Raw genomic sequence first — 18,582 nt, 5'->3', positions numbered from 1 at the left:
AATGATATGAACATTAGTGCTTTAGAGATAGAAAAAGTAGTAAAAAAAGTCATAGAAGGCATGGATATAAAAGAAAAAGAGGAAAGTGCTACATGTGTAGATGGAATATTTGAGAATATGAATGATGCAATTGAAGCAGCATACATAGCACAAAGAGAGTTTATGAAATGCTCTATGGCTGATAGAGATAAATTTGTAAAAGCTATAAAGGCAGAATTTTCTAAAGATGAAGTTATAGAGTTAATTTCAAGAATGTCTGTTGATGAAACAGGTATGGGAGAATTTGAACATAAAGTAATAAAAAATAGATTAGCTATAGATAAAACACCAGGAGTTGAAGATTTAAAAAGTGAAGCTATCTCAGGTGATGATGGCCTTACTTTAGTAGAACTTTCTCCATTTGGTGTTATAGGTGCAATAGCTCCTACAACAAATCCAACAGAAACACTTCTTTGTAACAGTATAGGAATGATTGCAGCAGGAAACTCTGTAGTATTCAGTCCACATCCAAGAGCTAAAAATGTATCAAAGCTCACTATACAAACAATAAATAGAGCATTAAGAACAGTAGGAGCACCAGAAAATTTAGTAGTTTCAGTAGCAGAACCATCTATAGAAAATACTAATATTATGGTTAATCATGACAAAGTGAAATTATTAGTAGCTACAGGTGGGCCTGGAATAGTTAAATTAGTTCTATCTTCAGGTAAAAAAGCAATAGGTGCAGGTGCAGGAAACCCACCAGCTGTTGTAGATGAAACTGCTGATATAGAAAAAGCGGCAAAAGATATTATAGATGGTTGCAGTTTTGATAATAACTTACCTTGTATAGCTGAAAAAGAAGTTATAGCTGTAGATTCAATAGCAGATTATTTAATATTTAATATGAATAAAAGTGGAGCTTATCAAATAACTGATAAAGATTTGTTAGATAAACTTGTAAAATTAGTTCTTAATGATAAATTAAAGATAAAAACTGAATTCGTAGGAAAGAGTGCAAAATATATACTTAAAAAATTAGGTATTGAAGTTGATAGCAGTATTAAAGTAATAATAATGGAAACTGATAAAGACCATCCTTTTGTACAAGAAGAATTGATGATGCCAATACTTCCTATTGTAAGAGTTAAAGATGTAGATGAAGCAATAGATCTTGCAGTTGAAGTAGAGCATGGAAACAGACATACAGCTATTATGCATTCTAAAAATGTTGATAAATTAACTAAAATGGCTAAGCTTATACAAACAACTATATTTGTTAAAAATGGACCATCATATGCAGGTATAGGTGTTGGAGGGGAAGGGCATACAACATTTACAATAGCAGGACCTACAGGAGAGGGCCTAACTTCAGCTAAAACATTTACTAGAAAAAGAAGATGTGTTCTTGTAGAAGGATTTAATGTTAGATAAAGAGGTGAGCTAATTGGAAAAAGATTTATGTAGCCTTGTAAAAGAAGCTGGAGTAGTAGGTGCTGGTGGAGCAGGATTTCCAACTCATGTAAAATTAAATGCTAAGGCTGAGTATGTAATTATAAATGGTGCCGAATGTGAACCTCTTTTAAGAGTAGACCAACAGTTAATGGATATAGAAGCTAGAAAAGTTTTAGAAGGGTTAAAACTTATTAAGGAATATGTTGGTGCAAAATACGCAGTAATAGCGCTTAAAGAAAAATATAAAAAAGCTATACACTCATTAGAAAGTATTATTGATGAATATGAGGGAATAAGTATTCATAAATTAAAAAATTTCTACCCAGCAGGAGATGAACAAATTATAGTTTATGAAGTTACAGGCAGAATCGTTCCAGAAGGCGGTATACCTCTTAATGTTGGGACTATAGTTTCTAATGTAGAGACTATAGTCAATGTATATGATGCTTACTATGACAATAAGCCTGTTACAGAAAAATATGTAACTATTACAGGTGAAGTTAAATCACCAAAAACATTAAAGTTACCTATAGGTATGAGTATAGAAGAGGTTATAGATTTAGCAGGAGGAACTAATTTAAAAGAGTATGTAGTAATAAACGGTGGACCTATGATGGGAAAAATTACAGATGTGAAAAATCCTATAACGAAAACTACTAAAGGTCTTATAGTTTTACCTAAGGATCATTCTCTTGTAAAATCACTTACTAAGGATATAAATACAATGTTAAAAGAAGCTAAAATTGCATGTATGCATTGCAGTCATTGTAGCGAAGTATGTCCAAGAAACTTGATTGGTCATAGAATATATCCAGATAAGATGATGAGATTAGCTAGTTATAGTAGTGTATGTGACAATAAGGTTACTCCAGTGAATGCATATTTATGCTGTGAATGCAGATTATGTGAATATGCATGTGTAATGAATTTACAGCCTTGGAAACTTCATAATTCTCTTAAGAAAAATTTAGGAGAAAGTGGAATAAAAAATACTTGTAAAAACCAACCAAAAAATATTCACCCTTTTAGGTCATATAAAAAGTATCCAGTGAATAAATTAATTTATAAGCTAGGTTTAAATTCATATGATGTAGATGCACCTTTAATGGCTGTTAAAATTGATGTAAATTATATAGAAATTCCTTTAAATCAACATATTGGTTCACCTGCAGTACCAATTGTACAAATAGGTGACAGAGTTTTTAAAGGAGATTTAATAGCAAAGATTGAAGAAAGTAAGCTAGGTAGTAATATTCATTCAAGCGTCGATGGAATTATACATGATATTAGAAATAATATGATTATAATCAATGGAGGGATGTAGAATGAGCGTTTTATCAATACTTGCAGCATTCGGAGGAGGAGCTTTTGGGGCATCGCTAGGGGCTTTACCAGCGTTTATTATGACAGGTGTTATAGCAATTATAGGAACAGCTATTGGTTTAGGATCAGGTGTTGATGTAATAACAGGTAATGTAGCTTTTGGCCCGCTATTTGGACCTCATGTAGCCTTTGCTGGTGGGGTTGCAGCTGCAGCTTATGCAGCTAGAAAAAATAATACTTTAGCTGGTGGGAACCTAGGAGGAGGAGACGTAGCAGTAGCTACACCTCAAGGTATAACAAATGGTGCTGATATACTTTATAGCTTAAATGGTACTGGAGATGCATCGGTAATATTAGTAGGTGGTTTATTTGGTGTGATAGGATTTTTAATAAACTACTTATACGCCAATATTCTTGTATTACCTACAGATACAGTGGCTATGACTGTTGCAACATCAGGATTAATAGTTAGATTTGCTATAGGAAAAACTGGCTTAACTGGTAAATATGAAGGTAATACTTCTAGAGAATATTTACCTAAAGGAAATTCACTAATATATATTATAGTGCTTGGATTAGTAGTTGGTATGGCAGTATGTTATACAGGTGCATTACTTGAAAGTCTTGGAGTATCAAAGGAAGTATTGCAAGGATCATTCCCAGGATTTGTATTTGCTATAAGTGCAGTATCATTAATATTTGCACAAATAGGTTTTACTTCACCAACAACTCATCATATAAGTATAACTGCGGCTTATGCCTTTGTTTATTCAGGCAATCCAATAATAGGAGTAGTTGTTGCTATAATAGCAGCTATACTTGGTGAATTCTTTGTTAAAACAGTTAATAGCTACTGTGATAGTCATATTGACCCACCTGCATGTACAATATTCTTACTATCATTTATAATATTCATCGTGTTTAAATAATTAGAAAAAGAAGAGGGGGATACAATTGAAGAAAGCGATAGGCCTTGTAGAAATTAAAAGTATTCCTATTGGTATAGAAACAGCAGATGAAATGCTAAAGGCTGCTAATGTGGAATTAATAATGGCAAATCCTATTTGTCCAGGAAAATATATGATATTAATATCTGGAGATGTAGGTGCAGTAAAAAGTTCTGTAGAGTCAGGAAAAAGAATTGCCGGAATATTTTTAGTTGAATCTCATGTAATAAATAATATACATGAAGATGTATTAATATCTTTAGCTGGGTTTACAGAAATAGATAATGTAAAATCAATAGGTGCAATAGAAACTATATCAGCATTAACTGCTATAAAAGCAGGTGATATAGCTGTAAAAGCATCTAATGTAAAATTAATAGAAACTAGAATTGCAAAAGGATTAGGGGGAAAAGGTTTTTTGATATTAACAGGGGAGATATCAGCTGTAAAATCAGCTATTAAATCTTGTTTAAACGAATTAGAAGACTCAGGATCTATAATAAGTACTTCTGTAATATCTTCACCTCATAAGAGCTTAATAGAAAAACTTAGATAGTATTGATAAAATAGATAGATGCAGTAAGGGCTTATAATTAGATTTATTGTCAATCTATTTATAGCCCTTTCTTTATTAAGATATAAATTAATCTTGATAGGGAAAGGGTTATAAACTTACTACATGAGGGGGAAATCACATGGGTGTGTACAGAGCATCATCAATAAAAGATTTATTGAGTGAAAAGGTATTAGGTAATATAGTAAGTAATATTATAGATATGGATATAAAAAATATAAGTACAACGGGGCTATCAGGGTCTAAAATGTACAAACTTAGAATAAAAGGAGATAATATTAATAAGATTCTTTATTTAAAAGTAAATAACTTGAAAGAAGATTGGTTAGCGAAAGTCAGCAATGATAAGGGAAGAGAACTTACTATTTTTAAAGAAAATATATTTGATAAACTAGAAGAATTTATAAAAGATGTATATATAGCGTATTATGAAGATAGTGAAAGTTATGCAATTTTGATGAATGATATGTCTAATTACATAGGAGCAGACAAAAATAGTGATGATTATTATGCTTATTTAGATAATTTAGCTAAGTTTCATGCTAAATTTAATGAATATGATGTTTTAAGATATAAGTCATTGCTTAGTGTAGAAGGCTACTACTATTTTCTAAAAGAGGAAAATTTAAGTCAAGTTGAAGAATTTAAAGAAGATAATCGTTATGGATGGAGAAAAGTAAAAGAATTTCTTGGAGACGAATTATATAAAAAATACTGTGAGCTTAGAAATATAGATCAAAAATTTCCTTATTATCCTAAAACTTTTGTACATGGAGACTATAGACCTGATAATACCTTATATATGGATAAATATGATGTAAGGTTTATAGATTGGGCTAATAGTGGATGTGGACCATGTACATTAGATTTATTATGGTATATTATGAGTTCTGTAGATTATAAAACTGATAAAATTGATCTTATTTATTTTTATAAAGAATCATTAGAAAAATATTTAGGATATAGTTTTACTAAAAAAACTTGGGAGACCTTATTAAAGGTTGGAATATTATGTTCATGTAGAATGTTTTTAGCAGCTCTTATAAGTAGAAGTGATTTAAATGATAAATATCATGTACATAATATAAATTGGTGGATAGAAAATTTAATAATTGTTTTAGATAGTATAAGTTAACTATTAGTTTTATTGAAAGTATTTTAATATAATAATTATACTTAAAAAATAAGGTTATACAGTGACTAAGCATAATATTAATTTATGATTTAATCAAAAGGTATAACCTTATTTTTGTAGAACTATATGATTATATGTGAGCAGGGATTTGCATATATTGTTTCCATTCTTCTACATAAGAAGTTAAAATTTCCTTTAATGCTTGTCCTATTTTATAGTACGCTTCACTTTCTAGGTTCGCTAAAGAAACTCTTACTGACCATGTTGGTCCAGCAAATCCATGTCCACTAAGCAGAACTATAGAGTAATTATTAGCTAGCTTGTATAAAATATCTAGTAATTCATAATTTGATTTTAAAAATCTAACAAATTCCTCTCCGTTGTATATTCTAGCCCAATTTTCTATGTCAAATTGATAGTAGTAGGCTGCATCGTTTTTATTTTCTTCTAATTCTAAATCTAAGCCTTTAAATAATAATTTTTTACGACTGTTACAAATATCAATATTTAGTGCTTTATATGAATCTTCTTTATCTATTAAAGCAAATGCTGAGAAAAATGCCATTTGAACTTGTTGAGGAGTAGAAAGGCCTGCTGTATGATTTAAAGATACTAGTCTACTATCAGCAACAATTCTATCCATAAAAGAAATAGATGATGGATTTAATCTCATATCTTTATATCTTGAATTGACAGAATTTTTTAGTTCATCACTTAACTCACTTATTCTTTTATCAAAGACATTATTTTCGTGTAATGCCAGAGTTCCTAATCTCCATCCTGTTGCTCCAAAATACTTAGAGTAAGAATAAACCCCAAGAGTATTATAAGGAAGTTTCGCCATTAAAGATGTAAATTCAGGTACAAATGTTCCGTAAACATCATCAGATATAATCATTAAGTCTTTGTTATAATTTTTCACTACATCAATTATATTATTAAAGGTACTTTCATCCATAGCTATAGAAGCTGGGTTATTTGGATTAACAAGGAATAAAGTACTTATTGATTTATCTCTTAACTTGTCTAGCTCTTTTTTAGAATATTGCCAAGTATGAATTCCATTCTCGTCCACTTCATCTGCATTTATGTAAACAACATCAAAATTATACTTAGGTAAATGAGGTATTTCAAGATATGGAGTAAATATAGGCGTCATAATAGCTATCTTATCACCATACTTTAAAAGCTCGTTAGATATTAATGAATCAAATATATAGCACATTGCAGCAGTAGCACCTTCTACAGCAAATATATTCAATTTTCCACCTTTATTTGTATCATACTTCATCTCTTTTAATAAATAATCGTGAACAATTTTTTCTATATGAGGAAGCATTCTATCTGGGAATGGATAATTATCTCCAATTATAGCGTCTGTTAACTCATAAATAAATTCATCACCATCAAATTTAAGATTATTTATACCGTAATCAATTATATTTTTTAATAAATTAATACCGGGCATACTAGAATTTTCTTCTATATACTTATAAAAACGCTTTGTAATACCACTTTTTCTTGACATACCAGCTAAATCTCCTAAATCCCAAGTTAAACGAGTTTCATTAACGGCGAATTGTCCAAATGTAAAAAATGCTTCACGAGGAGATGCAGCTGTCCAATTAGGATTTCCTCTACCTGCATCTAATATATTTTTATTATTTTTATCTGCACTATATTTAGCTAAATCTATTAATTTATCTTTAAACTCAAAAGGACTAATTCTTTCATACATTAATTTTAATTCTTTATATGAATATTTCAAACTTACTACCTCCATAAATCCAATAACTTATTAATTACTAACTTAAATTATATATAAAATTTATAAAAAGTAAATAATAAAATAATGCATAAAGAGTATTTATATTTAAAAAAAAGTGTATTAAAGACGAAGTTATTTAAAAAGTAAAGATAAAATGTTTTTATACTTAAATAAAATAAGTTTTAAATAACTAAGTGTAAAAATTTCTTAATAAAAAATTACAAATAAAATTTTGAAATAAAAAAGAACTAATAAATACAATTTAATTAAAAATTAGCTTGTACTATATATTAGTTCGAATTTTTTTAGATATTATTTTTTATTATTTAGCGCCAAGAATACCTGAAATTAGTATATCTATATCTGCACCTAAAAAATAATTATTTATATTAACATGTTTTAAAACATCTATAAGACTATTTTTTTCATGCTTTATTCCTTGTAATAAAAACTCTAAAGATGAAATATCTTCTTTTCCGAAGAAATCACCATAGAATTTTAATTTAGATATAATACCTTTTTCAACTTCTAAGTTAAACTCTATATTTCCACCTGGATATTTTAACTCATTAGAAAGAGAATACTTAGGTGAATGGCCGAAATTCCATTCCCATGTACTATATTTATTTTCTACTAAACTTTCAATTTCTTTAATATCATCTTTACTTAAATTATAAAAGTAATTTTCATGATTTATAGAATGCATATAATTCATGATTAAATCTCTAAACTCTAGTATGTCTAACTTATTGTTTAGATGTTCACTTATATTAGTAACACGAGACTTAACCGATTTTATTCCTTTTCCTTCAAATTTAATACTTTTAACTTTTAAAGCATTAGATAAATCTGTTATATGGGAGGAAAATAATAAAGTACCATGGTGCATAACTTTGTTTTTGTAGTTATATTGTGCATTTCCAGAGAATTTCTTACCATCAATTAACAAATCATTTCTTCCTGAAAATTCAGCATTTATGCTTAGAGTTTTAAGAAGATCTATTATTGGTTGAGTAAATCTTCTAAAATCGCTGAAAGAATTATTATTACAAGATATAAAGGTAAAATTAAGATTTCCTAAATCGTGAAATACAGCACCTCCACCAGATTGTCTTCTTACTACAGGTATGGAGTTTTCGTTAACATAATCTAAGTTTATTTCAGATAGAGTATTTTGATTTTTCCCAACGATAATAGATGGCTTATTTCTCCATAATATAAATAGATCTTCAGTAGTAGTTTTTAATAAGTATTCTTCCATTGCTAAGTTAAAGTATGGATTAGTATTATCATTATAAATTAGTAACATCTTTATTTCCCCCTTAAAACTTTTATACATAAAACTAATGAAAAATATATTATTCTATAAAAAAAGTCAAAATCCTTTTATAGAAAGAAAGGTAAATACAATTAAGTAAAATAGATTAGAATATTTCTTTATTAGAAGACAAAAGATAAAAACTTTTCAGAAAAATATTACAATTAATATTAGTATTTATAGTAGTAACAACTGTATTATTAAAAGATTTTGGACCAATGAGAAAAGCTGAAATAAGAGCTAGAAAAGGTGAAAAGGAGCAATTAGAGGTAGCTATAGATTCAACTAGTGAACATTCAGACTTAGGGCCTAAAGAAGGTGTAAAATTAAATATATGGAATGCTATAATACCAATAGGTACATTAATAATATCAGATCTTGTAGCATTTTACTCCAGTGGATATTCTTCAATAATGGCTGGAGAGAATGCTACATTGATACAATTATTTAAAGATGCTCCATTATCATTCACAGCATTCTTGTTACCAAGTATAATATTTATTTTAGGATCTATTATATCATTTGCAACTGGAACATATTATGGAACAATGGGAATACTTATGCTACTTGCAATACCTTTAGCATATTCAATAAATCCAGATATGTCTTATATTGTAGTAAGTACGAGTGCAGTATTAACAGGTGCAATTTTTTATAATTTAATCTATGATATTGACCATATTTATAGGAATTCAAATACTTGTAAAAAGGTAGCATAAAGAATATAAAGTAATAAATAGAGAAATACTAGAAACAGGGCTATAAAAAATATTTAATATTTTAACTTTATGGCTCTTTAATTTATATAAGATTAAAATTAAGGAGTTAATCATGGCATATATAAATTTTAAAGAAGAACGTGCCTCAATAAACAATCAAATTGAAAATAGAAAAAAAAATAATTTAAAAATAAGGCAATATATATTAAAAAATAAAGAAGATATAATGGATTATACTCCATGTAAAGAATATAGCTTTAAAGATTTTAATGAGGCTAACTTTGGAAAAGAAGGTATTCTAGATGAAGCTGATTTTAGAATAGTTGAAAGTAAAGATATTGTATGTACTAAATTTACTGACTGTAATTTTAAAAATATAAGATATAAAAATTGCAATTTTATTGGATGCATATTTGAAAACTGTAATTTTAAAGATGGGGGAGTAACCTTTGAAAATTGTATTTTTATAAAGGAAGGTACTGAACAACTACCATCACTAAATAATAAAGATAACTTAGGATGTAGCTTTTATAATTGTAATATGTATGTTAGATTTTTTAACTGTGACTTATCTATGTCAATGTTTGAAAATTGCAACATAACTAACTCATCTTTTGAAATGACTTATATAAACAAGGGGTTAATTAAAGAATGTAAGCTTGACAAAATAGTTTTTGAAGACTGTAATCTTTCTGGTTTTAAGACTTTAGATTGTTATATTATTGATTTAGATTTTAATGATCAAGACAAAACTAAATTTGATGATAAAACATGTTTTGGTAAAATACCAGAAATAGAAAAAACTAAAGAAGAGTACGAAGGTATATATACGGCTTATGAAGCTATAGCTTTTAAGTGTAAAGAAAATAATTTAGTAGACAATTATGGTGAATACTACTATTTAGGAAAAGTATGTGAAAGAAAATCTTTGAAAAAAATAGTCCCAAAACTAGGTTCATATATATATTGGATAACATGTGGATATGGTCAAAGAGCTTTATATCCAGTATTTTTTTCTTTAGGAGTAATTGTTTTATGTGCTATATTATATTTATTTTTAGGAATAAAAATAGGGGATGAAAGTATAAGGTTAACTTTATCATCCATTATTAATAATGACTTTAGGACAAATTTAAGTTATTTAAATGAAAGTTTTAATTTAAGTGTTGGTTTATTTACAGGAGTAGGTGCATTTAACTCAGAACCAATACCTAGTACCTATATTATAAGTAATATTGAGATGATAATCGGTTTACTTATGATGGGAGTAGGAGTTGCAACATTAATAAAGAAAGCAAAAAATAATTAATATTATATAAATAAAAAAGTCGCGGCCATTAGCAAAATATATTTGCTTGGCAGCGACTTTTAATTTTCTGTTTATTAAACTTAAATATTAAGCAACTTCCTTAGACTCTGTACCACGTATTACATCTGCAGTAACTATTTTGTAGTTTTTGAACATAGCGTATCCTATATAAGCAGCTATAACACTTACTACTATACATCCAGCAGCAGCTATTAAAGCTCTTGGTCCATTTTGTCCAACTGTTACAGCAAATCCTGCGATTGGAGTAGCTAAACCTGGAGTATCTATGCTAAGTCCCATTAAAGCAACTATAACACCTGATAAAGCTCCACCTATGAAGTTAGTAACAAATACTGGTATTGGGTTAGCTGATATTATATCAGATTGAGTTAATGGTTCTATAGCAACTGCTATTGTATCTTTCTTTGAACCGAACTTCATTTTTGAGAAGAATACATAGTTCATGAAAGAAGAACCGAATACTGCTAAAGCACCTATAGCCATTGGAACACCTGTTAAGTTTATTATAGATGTTAACGCCATTGAAGATAATGGAGCAGTAGCAACAACTGTTATTAATCCACCAAGTATTATACCCATTAATATTGGACTAGTTTGTTGAGCTTCTATTAAAGCTTGTCCTATTTGCATTAATGTATTATTTACTATTGGATTCATTACCATTGCTATACCTCTTGTTAAAGGAGCAGCAACTAATATTATAACTATTAAATCAAGTCCAGCTGGAGTTTTTTCTTCTAAGAATTTAACTACGAAAGAAATTAAGTATCCAGCAACGAAACCTGGAAGTATTCCAAATCCTGAAACTGTTAAACCAACTAAAACTGCATATACTGGAGAAACACCTAATGCTAAAGGAACTAATATACCTGCAGCAACTCCACCTAAAGAACCGTTTGCTCCACCTACAGCATTTAAGAATTCTATTCCCATTTGTTGACCGAATAATGAAGCGTGGAATGCTTCAACTAAGAAACTAGCACAAGCAGCGTTTGCTAATGCACCCATAGCCTTCATACCTTGCGGGGCCTTGTAACTGAATAAAGTAAATCCTGCTAATACCACTAGTAATAAAGCAGTACTTGTTAATATTTGTATCATAACTTTACCTCCTGATGTATTAAATTTTATAAGTCCTAATGATACTGTTTTCCCTCGTTTAATTATTCACGAGATTAATTATGATTATAAAGTAAATAATTAGATTTGTAAATATATTTTTCTAAAAAAAACTCAAAAAGTGACAAAAAATTAAACGAATATTAAATATAGAAATAAATATTTATGATGATTTTCGTTTATATTTATCTATAGTATTTATAAATAAGTAGGAAAATTATTAAAACTAAAAATATAAAAAGTAATTAATATAGATATATATACTAATGTTAATTATAAATTTTATCTAATATAAAATTAGAGTATAAAATTATTGGTTTAAGAATAGTATTATGGTAAAATAAAAGAGTCATATAGATAAATATATCTTACAATGACCTTTATAAAACTTATAAAAATAGGAGTATATAATAATGTTACAGTATTAAAATATTCCTGACTGGTTCGAGAACCTCCCAGTATAAAAAACTAAGGTATTTATATAGTGGCAGTATATAAGTAAAATCCTTAGATACGGCTTTTTTTGTTCAAAAAAAAGTTAAAGGTTCTCCTTATTTATAATTTTTAAGGAGGAATTTGTTATGCAAAAAAGAAAAGTTATAATTGACTGTGATCCAGGGATTGATGATTCTCTGGCAATTCTTCTAGCAGTAAACTCACCAGAGCTAGAAATTCTCGGTATTACCACATGTAGTGGTAATGTTAAAGCTGAAACTGGAGCAGAAAATGCTTTAAAAACACTTCAAATGTGTTCTTCTCTAGATATTCCAGTTTATATAGGTGAAGAAAATCCATTAAAAAGAGAACTTGTAACAGCACAGGATACTCATGGAGAAGATGGTATGGGAGAAAATTTCTATGAAAAAGTAACTGAAGTTAAGGCAAAGGAAAATGCAGTAGATTTTATAATTGATACCTTAAAAAATAATAAAGATGTATCAATTATAGCTCTAGGACCGCTTACTAATATAGCTAAAGCTCTTATAAAAGATAAAGATGCTTTTAATAATTTAGATGAATTTGTATCTATGGGAGGAGCTTTTAGAATTCATGGAAACTGTTCACCGGTAGCTGAATTTAATTACTGGGTAGATCCACATGCTGCAGATTATGTATACAAGAATTTACCTAAAAAAATTCATATGATTGGATTAGATGTGACAAGAAAAATTGTATTAACACCAAATATTATTGAGTTTATAAATAGACTTGATAAAAATATAGCTAAGTATATAACAGAAATAACTAGATTTTATATAGATTTTCATTGGGAGCAAGAAGGTATTATAGGATGTGTTATTAATGATCCATTAGCTGTAGCATATTTTATAGATAGAAGTATTTGTAGCGGATTTGATTCATTTGTTGAAGTTGTAGAAGAAGGAATTGCTATGGGGCAAACTGTAGTAGATTCATTTGATTTTTATAAAAGAGATAAAAATTCTATTATATTAACTCAAGTTGATGAAAAAAGATTCATGAATATGTTCTTAAAAAGAATATTTAAAGGACATGAAGAGATTATAGATTCAGTTAAGGGGGTTATATAATATGAAAAATATTTCTATTAAGAATATTTCTTTAATAGGCTTAGGTATAGCTATAAATGTAGTTGGAGCATTTATTGCATATACTTTAAAACTTCCAATATATTTAGATTCTATTGGGACTATACTAATAGCTTCAATTTTAGGACCTAAGTATGCAGTTATTTCAGGTTTTTTAGGTAGTATAGTAAGTGGAATGACATTTGATATATATTCATTTTACTTTGCGCCAGTACAAATAAGTACAGGTTTTTTAGCTGGAATAATGTTTAGAAAAGGTATGCTTAAAGGTGTAAAGACTTTTATAGGTACACTTATATTTGTATTTCCTACATCTGTAATAAGTGCTATGATAGCTGCAGTTGTATTTGAAGGAGTAACTTCTTCTGGTTCATCATATATTGTTCAAGCATTAGAAGTGCTAAGTATAGGGAATTTATTTAGTAATATATTCTTAACACAGATAGTAACTGATTATGCTGATAAATTATTAGGTGTTATTTTAGTGAATTTAGGTGTAAATGCAATGCCTAAGAGTTTAAGAATATCTTTAACAACTAACAAATAAGGAGAAAGATATGGAAAGATATAGTACAATAGACAATAAAAATAAAAGAGAGATTGTTTTACTTAAGGGGTTCCCATGTGTATGGGGCAAATGCTCCTTTTGTGACTATATAGATGATAATTCAACCTCAGAGGAAGAAATAAATAAAATAAACTTTGAGGTTTTAGAAAATATAAGTGGTAAGTATAAAGTATTAGAAGTAATAAATTCAGGTAGCTGTTTTGAAATACCAAAGGCTACTCTGAATAAAATAAAAAAAATAATTGAAGAGAAAAAAATAGAAAAATTATTCTTAGAAAGCCATTGGTGTTATAGGAATAAGCTTAAGGAAATGAGAGAATTTTTCAATATTCCTATAGTTTTTAAAATAGGGGTAGAAAGTTTTGACTATGATTTTAGAAATAATTTTTTAAATAAAAATGCAAAATTTAAAACGGTTGATGAACTAAAAGAATATTTTGATTCTCCTTGTATGTTAGTTGGTATAAAAGGGCAAACAAAAGAGATGATAGATAAGGATATGAACATAGTTTTAAATAACTTTGAACATGCAACTATAAATGTGTTTGTAAATAATACTACATCAATAAAAAGAGATGAAAATTTAGTAAATTGGTTTATAGAAAAGTATGATTTTATTGATAAAAATACGGATATAGAGGTTTTATACAATAATACTGACTTTGGAGTGGGGGATTAAAATACAAATAAGCTAAAACTAGAAAAATAAATATTTAATATATAAAAAGTTATCTTTTGAATACTGTAATTGATTTAAAAGATAACTTTTTTATTTTTATTAATTTAAGTTAGTTTTATTTTTTTATTTATCATATAAATTACAATAAATAAAATAGATTTGCTATTATATAAGTAATAAGGTATGATATTTAGATATATATATTTAAACTGTATTAATTAAAAATTTTAATAAAAAATTATGTGATATTAGGGGAAAATAATTTCAAAATGTAAATAGACATATATGAATTACGATGGAGGATGATATGGAAGTTAATGAGAGATTAGAAGCATTTTTAAAACTTCAAAGTAAAAATATAAGTTTTGATAATATATCTAAAGAAATAGGTATTAAGCCGACCACATTAAGAAGGTTTCTAAATAAAATGGGATATAAATCTGAAAATGGAATATATATTTCAACTAATGAAGATAAATCTACTAAAAGCAATACAAAAACAAGGAATAATAAAACAACCTTAAATAGTAATAAAACCAATAAAAAAAATACTCAAATTACATTTGATCAAATAGAGGAAAAAACTAAAAAAGTGACTTCTAAAGCTAAGCTTAAAAGAGACAAAAAAATAAATATAACTCAAGAAGATTTAGATAAGTTATGCGAGGTTTATGATTGGTATTTAGAAGTGAAAGATTATAAATCAATGAAACCTAAAAGAAATTCTAGAAAAAAAGATATAGTTATTGAAGATCTAGAATCAAAAGAGTTTAAGAGTACAAGTATAAAGGTAGAAAAAAATACATGGCAAGAATTTGAAAGACTATGTAGTAATTCGGAGTTTAGTAAACAGCAAATAATAACTCAAGCATTAAAAGATTTTATGAAAGAATACAAGCATTTACTTTAAATTTTGATTTACAGGCATATACTAAATACGAGGTGGATTAAGATGAATAAATTTAACAAAAAAATAGCGACAATAGTAGTTATATCCATGACAACTTTAGTAGGTTTAGTATCATGTAATAAAAATGAAGTCAAAAGTAAAGATGAAAATATTTTATTAGACAAATATAAAGTTAATGAGGATAGTGCTAAAGCATTGTACATAGAAGACTTAGAGTTAAAACAAATTAATAAGAATAGTTCTAATAGAATAGTTATAAATAAAATTAAAAATATATCTAGTTTTAATATTTCTGATATTTGGTTAGTATATAATGAATTAGATAGTAGAGGTAAAATTATATCTGAATCTAAAATGTTTTTAGACATGACATTAAAGCCAAAGGATATATTTAATGCAAGCTTTAATTTAAAGGAATCAAGTGAAACTATCAACATTATAGGTTATGAATATATAGCAGATAAAAATGATATTACAGTTAATCTTAAAGATGATTCAGTAAAAATAAGTGAAAAAGACATTGATATAAAAGATAGCTATGATTACGAAGTTTTAGATATTTCTGATATGGAAAAGTTGGGGAGTAGTAAGGATGGAGAAAATTATCTAGTAAAGGTTAAAAATACTTCATCTAAAAATCTTGGAAATATAACTTTAAAGATTGCAGAGTTAAATAAAAAAGGTGAATACATAAGAGTATATCATGAGTCTCCATACTCAGCATTAAAACCTCTAGAAGAAGCAGATATAACAATAAAATCAGAGAAAAATGCTAATGAAGTGAAGATAATTGGATATATATATGATGATATTGACTCAAAGTCTAATATAGATATAGATTTAGAAGCGAATGAAGCTCAAGTTACTAAGTACTAAAATTTAGATTTGTAAGTATAAATTCATAGTTTATGATAGATACTAGTTATATATTAAAAAGGGGGTATAATAATGAATGATAATAAACAAAACTATACTGGTTTAGATTATGAACAATTAAATTCTTTATTAGCAAATCAAGAATTTGCTAGCTGGTATTATGAAAAAATGTCTAATAAATCAAATGATGAGGTTAGCATAAATGACTTTGTAGATATACTTAAAAATTACTCAAATAACCAATTTGAATAAAAAATCAGCTTCGAAATTTAAATTTTCGAAGCTGATTTTTTATTTATAATAAAATTATATTTAGTTAATTGATTTAAATAATTTTTTATTTAAAATATTTATTATAAAGGGTTATAATGTAGTTTAAGAAGTATTTGTGGAGGGTAATATGAAAATATTAGTGGTTGAAGATAATAAAAAACTTTTAGAAAGTATAGAAAAAGAGATTAAAAAGCATTTTCAATGTGAGACATGTGGAGATGGTGAAGAAGCACTTTATTTAATTAGTCAAGGTATTTATGATTTAATTGTATTAGATTTAATGCTACCAAATTTAAATGGATTAGATATATTAAAGAAAATTAGAGATAATTATATTGAAACACCAGTTATTATATTGACAGCAAAGGAATCCTTAGATGATAAGGTAGGGGCATTTTCTATAGGGGCAAATGATTACTTGACAAAGCCATTTTATATGGAAGAGTTAATAGCAAGGATATATGCAATACTTAGAACTAATGGAAAATTAAGTGATAAAAATAGTTTAGAATTTAGAGACTTACATTTAGATCTTAGTAAAAGAAGAGTATTTTTAAATGGTGAAGAAATAATTTTACAAAATAAACAATTTGAATTATTAGAATATTTTTTACTTAATAAAGGTACTATTTTATTAAAAGAGCAGATTTACGATAGAATCTGGGGAGTAGAATCCGATGCTACAATTGAAATAGTTGAAGTGTATGTAAGTAATTTAAGAAAAAAATTAAGTAAATATGACTATGATAAGTATATAAAAACTAAGCGTAAGGTAGGTTATATGTTTGATGATAAATAAAAATGTATTTACTGAAACCAGAAAAAGATTGATAAAAATAAACTTACTAGTAGTAGGGGGATTTTTATTAATTTTTTCGAGTTTTATATTCTTTTATTTCAAAGAACTTACATATACTAATTTAGATACAATAATAGAAGAAGAGTTAGAATCAATTAATGCACAATTTAGTAGAAGTTCTATTTTTAATCCTATTGTACTTAACGATCCAAGTAATATGGTTTATGTTTATGAAAATGGAAGAATAAGATATTACACTGAAAATAGATATTTTGAAAATTTTTATCCTAATGTAGAAGGTATAAAAAAGGATACTTTTTCTACATGGTATAATAATGGATATACATTTAGAGTTTTAAACTTAAATATTGGAAAATATACAATAGAAATAATTAGAAATATTGATTCAGAAATGAGTTCATTAAAACAATTACTATTTTCATTAATTATAGGGATATTAATATCTTTAATAGTGGCTTATTTTATAGCTATATACTTAACACGTAAAGCATTAAGTCCCATAGAGACTGCTTGGAGTAATCAGGCAAAATTTATTCAAGATGCTTCACATGAACTTAGAACTCCTATTGCAATAGTATCTTCGAAACTAGAAGGTATGCTAAGAAATCCAAGCAACACAATAAGTGATGAAGTAGAAACTGTAGCAGATGCAATGAGAGAAACTAGAAGAATGAAAAAAATGATAAATGATTTATTATCACTAAGTAAAGAAGATTATATATCAAAAATAAATTTAGAAAGTATAAATATAGAAGAATTAGTTTTTAATATATATAATGACTACGAAGAAATTGCAGAGATGCAAGATAAGGGATTTATTGTAAAAGGTGAATTAAAGAATAAAATTATAGTTACAGATAAAAATAAATTAAAGCAATTAATTTTAATATTTTTAGAAAATGCTTTTAAATATACTAATGCAAATGATAATGTAGAGATAATTTTAGGAGAGAAAGAAGGATTTACAAGTATATCAGTTAAAGATACAGGTATAGGAATAAAAAAAGAAGATTTACCTCATATATTTGATAGGTTCTTTAGAAGTGAATTAGTGAGAAATCAAGATATAGATGGATCTGGTATAGGTCTTTCTATTGCTAAAATGTTAAGTGTAAATTTAAAGTATGATGTAAATGTTGATTCAAAATTAGGTGAATATACTATATTTGAAATTAAAATACCTAAAAAGCAAATTAGTCAAAATAAAAATTTGATTTAGTA

At 27.1% G+C, this 18,582-nt stretch carries 18 protein-coding genes and 1 riboswitch; of the genes, 15 read left to right on the top strand and 3 right to left on the bottom strand.

Annotated features, from left to right (window positions below; translation table 11 throughout):
- Positions 1-6: 6 nt before the first annotated feature.
- The 5 genes from HF520_RS07510 (at position 7) to HF520_RS07490 (ending at position 5,413) form a co-directional block, all read left to right on the top strand.
- Positions 7-1,413, top strand: a complete 1,407-nt coding sequence (locus HF520_RS07510) for an aldehyde dehydrogenase family protein (RefSeq protein WP_168573433.1) — start codon at positions 7-9, stop codon at positions 1,411-1,413.
- 13 nt (positions 1,414-1,426) lie between these two features.
- Entirely contained in the window at positions 1,427-2,758 is a 1,332-nt protein-coding gene (locus HF520_RS07505) for an SLBB domain-containing protein (RefSeq protein ID WP_168573432.1), read from the top strand.
- 1 nt (position 2,759) lies between these two features.
- On the top strand, positions 2,760-3,686 hold the full coding sequence (locus HF520_RS07500) for a hypothetical protein (RefSeq protein ID WP_168573431.1): 927 nt from the start codon (positions 2,760-2,762) through the stop codon (positions 3,684-3,686).
- 25 nt (positions 3,687-3,711) lie between these two features.
- Positions 3,712-4,260 (top strand): BMC domain-containing protein, encoded by a 549-nt coding sequence (locus tag HF520_RS07495; protein ID WP_168573430.1) that lies wholly within the window; start codon positions 3,712-3,714, stop codon positions 4,258-4,260.
- A gap of 139 nt (positions 4,261-4,399) precedes the next feature.
- The gene (locus tag HF520_RS07490; RefSeq protein ID WP_168573429.1) at positions 4,400-5,413 is read left to right on the top strand and encodes a phosphotransferase; all 1,014 of its coding nucleotides are present in this window, start codon (positions 4,400-4,402) and stop codon (positions 5,411-5,413) included.
- Positions 5,414-5,543: 130 nt separating this feature from the next.
- Here HF520_RS07490 and aspD read toward each other — a convergent pair whose 3' ends face one another.
- Positions 5,544-7,181 (bottom strand): aspartate 4-decarboxylase, encoded by a 1,638-nt coding sequence (aspD, locus tag HF520_RS07485; protein WP_330586228.1) that lies wholly within the window; start codon positions 7,179-7,181, stop codon positions 5,544-5,546.
- A 322-nt stretch (positions 7,182-7,503) separates the two neighbouring features.
- Positions 7,504-8,490: a lipoate--protein ligase gene (locus HF520_RS07480; protein ID WP_168573427.1), complete on the bottom strand. Its 987-nt coding sequence runs from the start codon at positions 8,488-8,490 to the stop codon at positions 7,504-7,506.
- 227 nt (positions 8,491-8,717) lie between these two features.
- Between HF520_RS07480 and HF520_RS07475 the strand changes: the two genes are divergently transcribed.
- Positions 8,718-9,218: a Na+/H+ antiporter NhaC family protein gene (locus HF520_RS07475; RefSeq protein WP_168573426.1), complete on the top strand. Its 501-nt coding sequence runs from the start codon at positions 8,718-8,720 to the stop codon at positions 9,216-9,218.
- Between the two features lie 112 nt (positions 9,219-9,330).
- Positions 9,331-10,527, top strand: a complete 1,197-nt coding sequence (locus HF520_RS07470) for a pentapeptide repeat-containing protein (RefSeq protein WP_168573425.1) — start codon at positions 9,331-9,333, stop codon at positions 10,525-10,527.
- Between the two features lie 87 nt (positions 10,528-10,614).
- Here the strand turns inward: HF520_RS07470 and HF520_RS07465 are convergent, their stop codons facing one another.
- Positions 10,615-11,649, bottom strand: a complete 1,035-nt coding sequence (locus HF520_RS07465; RefSeq protein WP_330586329.1) for a PTS sugar transporter subunit IIC — start codon at positions 11,647-11,649, stop codon at positions 10,615-10,617.
- A 451-nt stretch (positions 11,650-12,100) separates the two neighbouring features.
- Positions 12,101-12,145, top strand: a riboswitch (PreQ1 riboswitch).
- Between the two features lie 103 nt (positions 12,146-12,248).
- On the opposite strand from HF520_RS07465, the gene HF520_RS07460 reads away from it, so the two are divergent.
- The 8 genes from HF520_RS07460 to HF520_RS07425 all read left to right on the top strand — a co-directional run bounded on the left by HF520_RS07460 (position 12,249) and on the right by HF520_RS07425 (position 18,580).
- Positions 12,249-13,217 carry a nucleoside hydrolase gene (locus HF520_RS07460; RefSeq protein WP_168573424.1) on the top strand — a complete coding sequence of 323 codons (969 nt, stop codon included), beginning with the start codon at positions 12,249-12,251 and terminating at the stop codon, positions 13,215-13,217.
- Between the two features lies 1 nt (position 13,218).
- Positions 13,219-13,782 carry an ECF transporter S component gene (locus tag HF520_RS07455; protein WP_168573423.1) on the top strand — a complete coding sequence of 188 codons (564 nt, stop codon included), beginning with the start codon at positions 13,219-13,221 and terminating at the stop codon, positions 13,780-13,782.
- A 10-nt stretch (positions 13,783-13,792) separates the two neighbouring features.
- Complete coding sequence (locus tag HF520_RS07450; RefSeq protein ID WP_168573422.1) at positions 13,793-14,482, top strand: radical SAM protein; 690 nt, start codon at positions 13,793-13,795, stop codon at positions 14,480-14,482.
- 307 nt (positions 14,483-14,789) lie between these two features.
- Positions 14,790-15,392 (top strand): DNA-binding protein, encoded by a 603-nt coding sequence (locus HF520_RS07445; RefSeq protein WP_168573421.1) that lies wholly within the window; start codon positions 14,790-14,792, stop codon positions 15,390-15,392.
- 42 nt (positions 15,393-15,434) lie between these two features.
- Positions 15,435-16,268, top strand: a complete 834-nt coding sequence (locus HF520_RS07440) for a hypothetical protein (RefSeq protein WP_168573420.1) — start codon at positions 15,435-15,437, stop codon at positions 16,266-16,268.
- A gap of 72 nt (positions 16,269-16,340) precedes the next feature.
- Complete coding sequence (locus HF520_RS07435; protein WP_168573419.1) at positions 16,341-16,520, top strand: hypothetical protein; 180 nt, start codon at positions 16,341-16,343, stop codon at positions 16,518-16,520.
- A gap of 148 nt (positions 16,521-16,668) precedes the next feature.
- Positions 16,669-17,340 (top strand): response regulator transcription factor, encoded by a 672-nt coding sequence (locus tag HF520_RS07430; protein ID WP_168573418.1) that lies wholly within the window; start codon positions 16,669-16,671, stop codon positions 17,338-17,340.
- The gene (locus tag HF520_RS07425; protein WP_168574787.1) at positions 17,330-18,580 is read left to right on the top strand and encodes a sensor histidine kinase; all 1,251 of its coding nucleotides are present in this window, start codon (positions 17,330-17,332) and stop codon (positions 18,578-18,580) included. Before HF520_RS07430 ends, HF520_RS07425 begins: the two co-directional genes overlap by 11 nt.
- Positions 18,581-18,582: the final 2 nt, after the last annotated feature.

The organism is Romboutsia sp. CE17 (assembly GCF_012317385.1).
Taxonomy (GTDB): domain Bacteria; phylum Bacillota; class Clostridia; order Peptostreptococcales; family Peptostreptococcaceae; genus Romboutsia_E.
The sequence above is the reverse complement of the archived record's forward strand: the minus strand, read 5'-3'. Positions and strand labels throughout refer to the sequence as shown.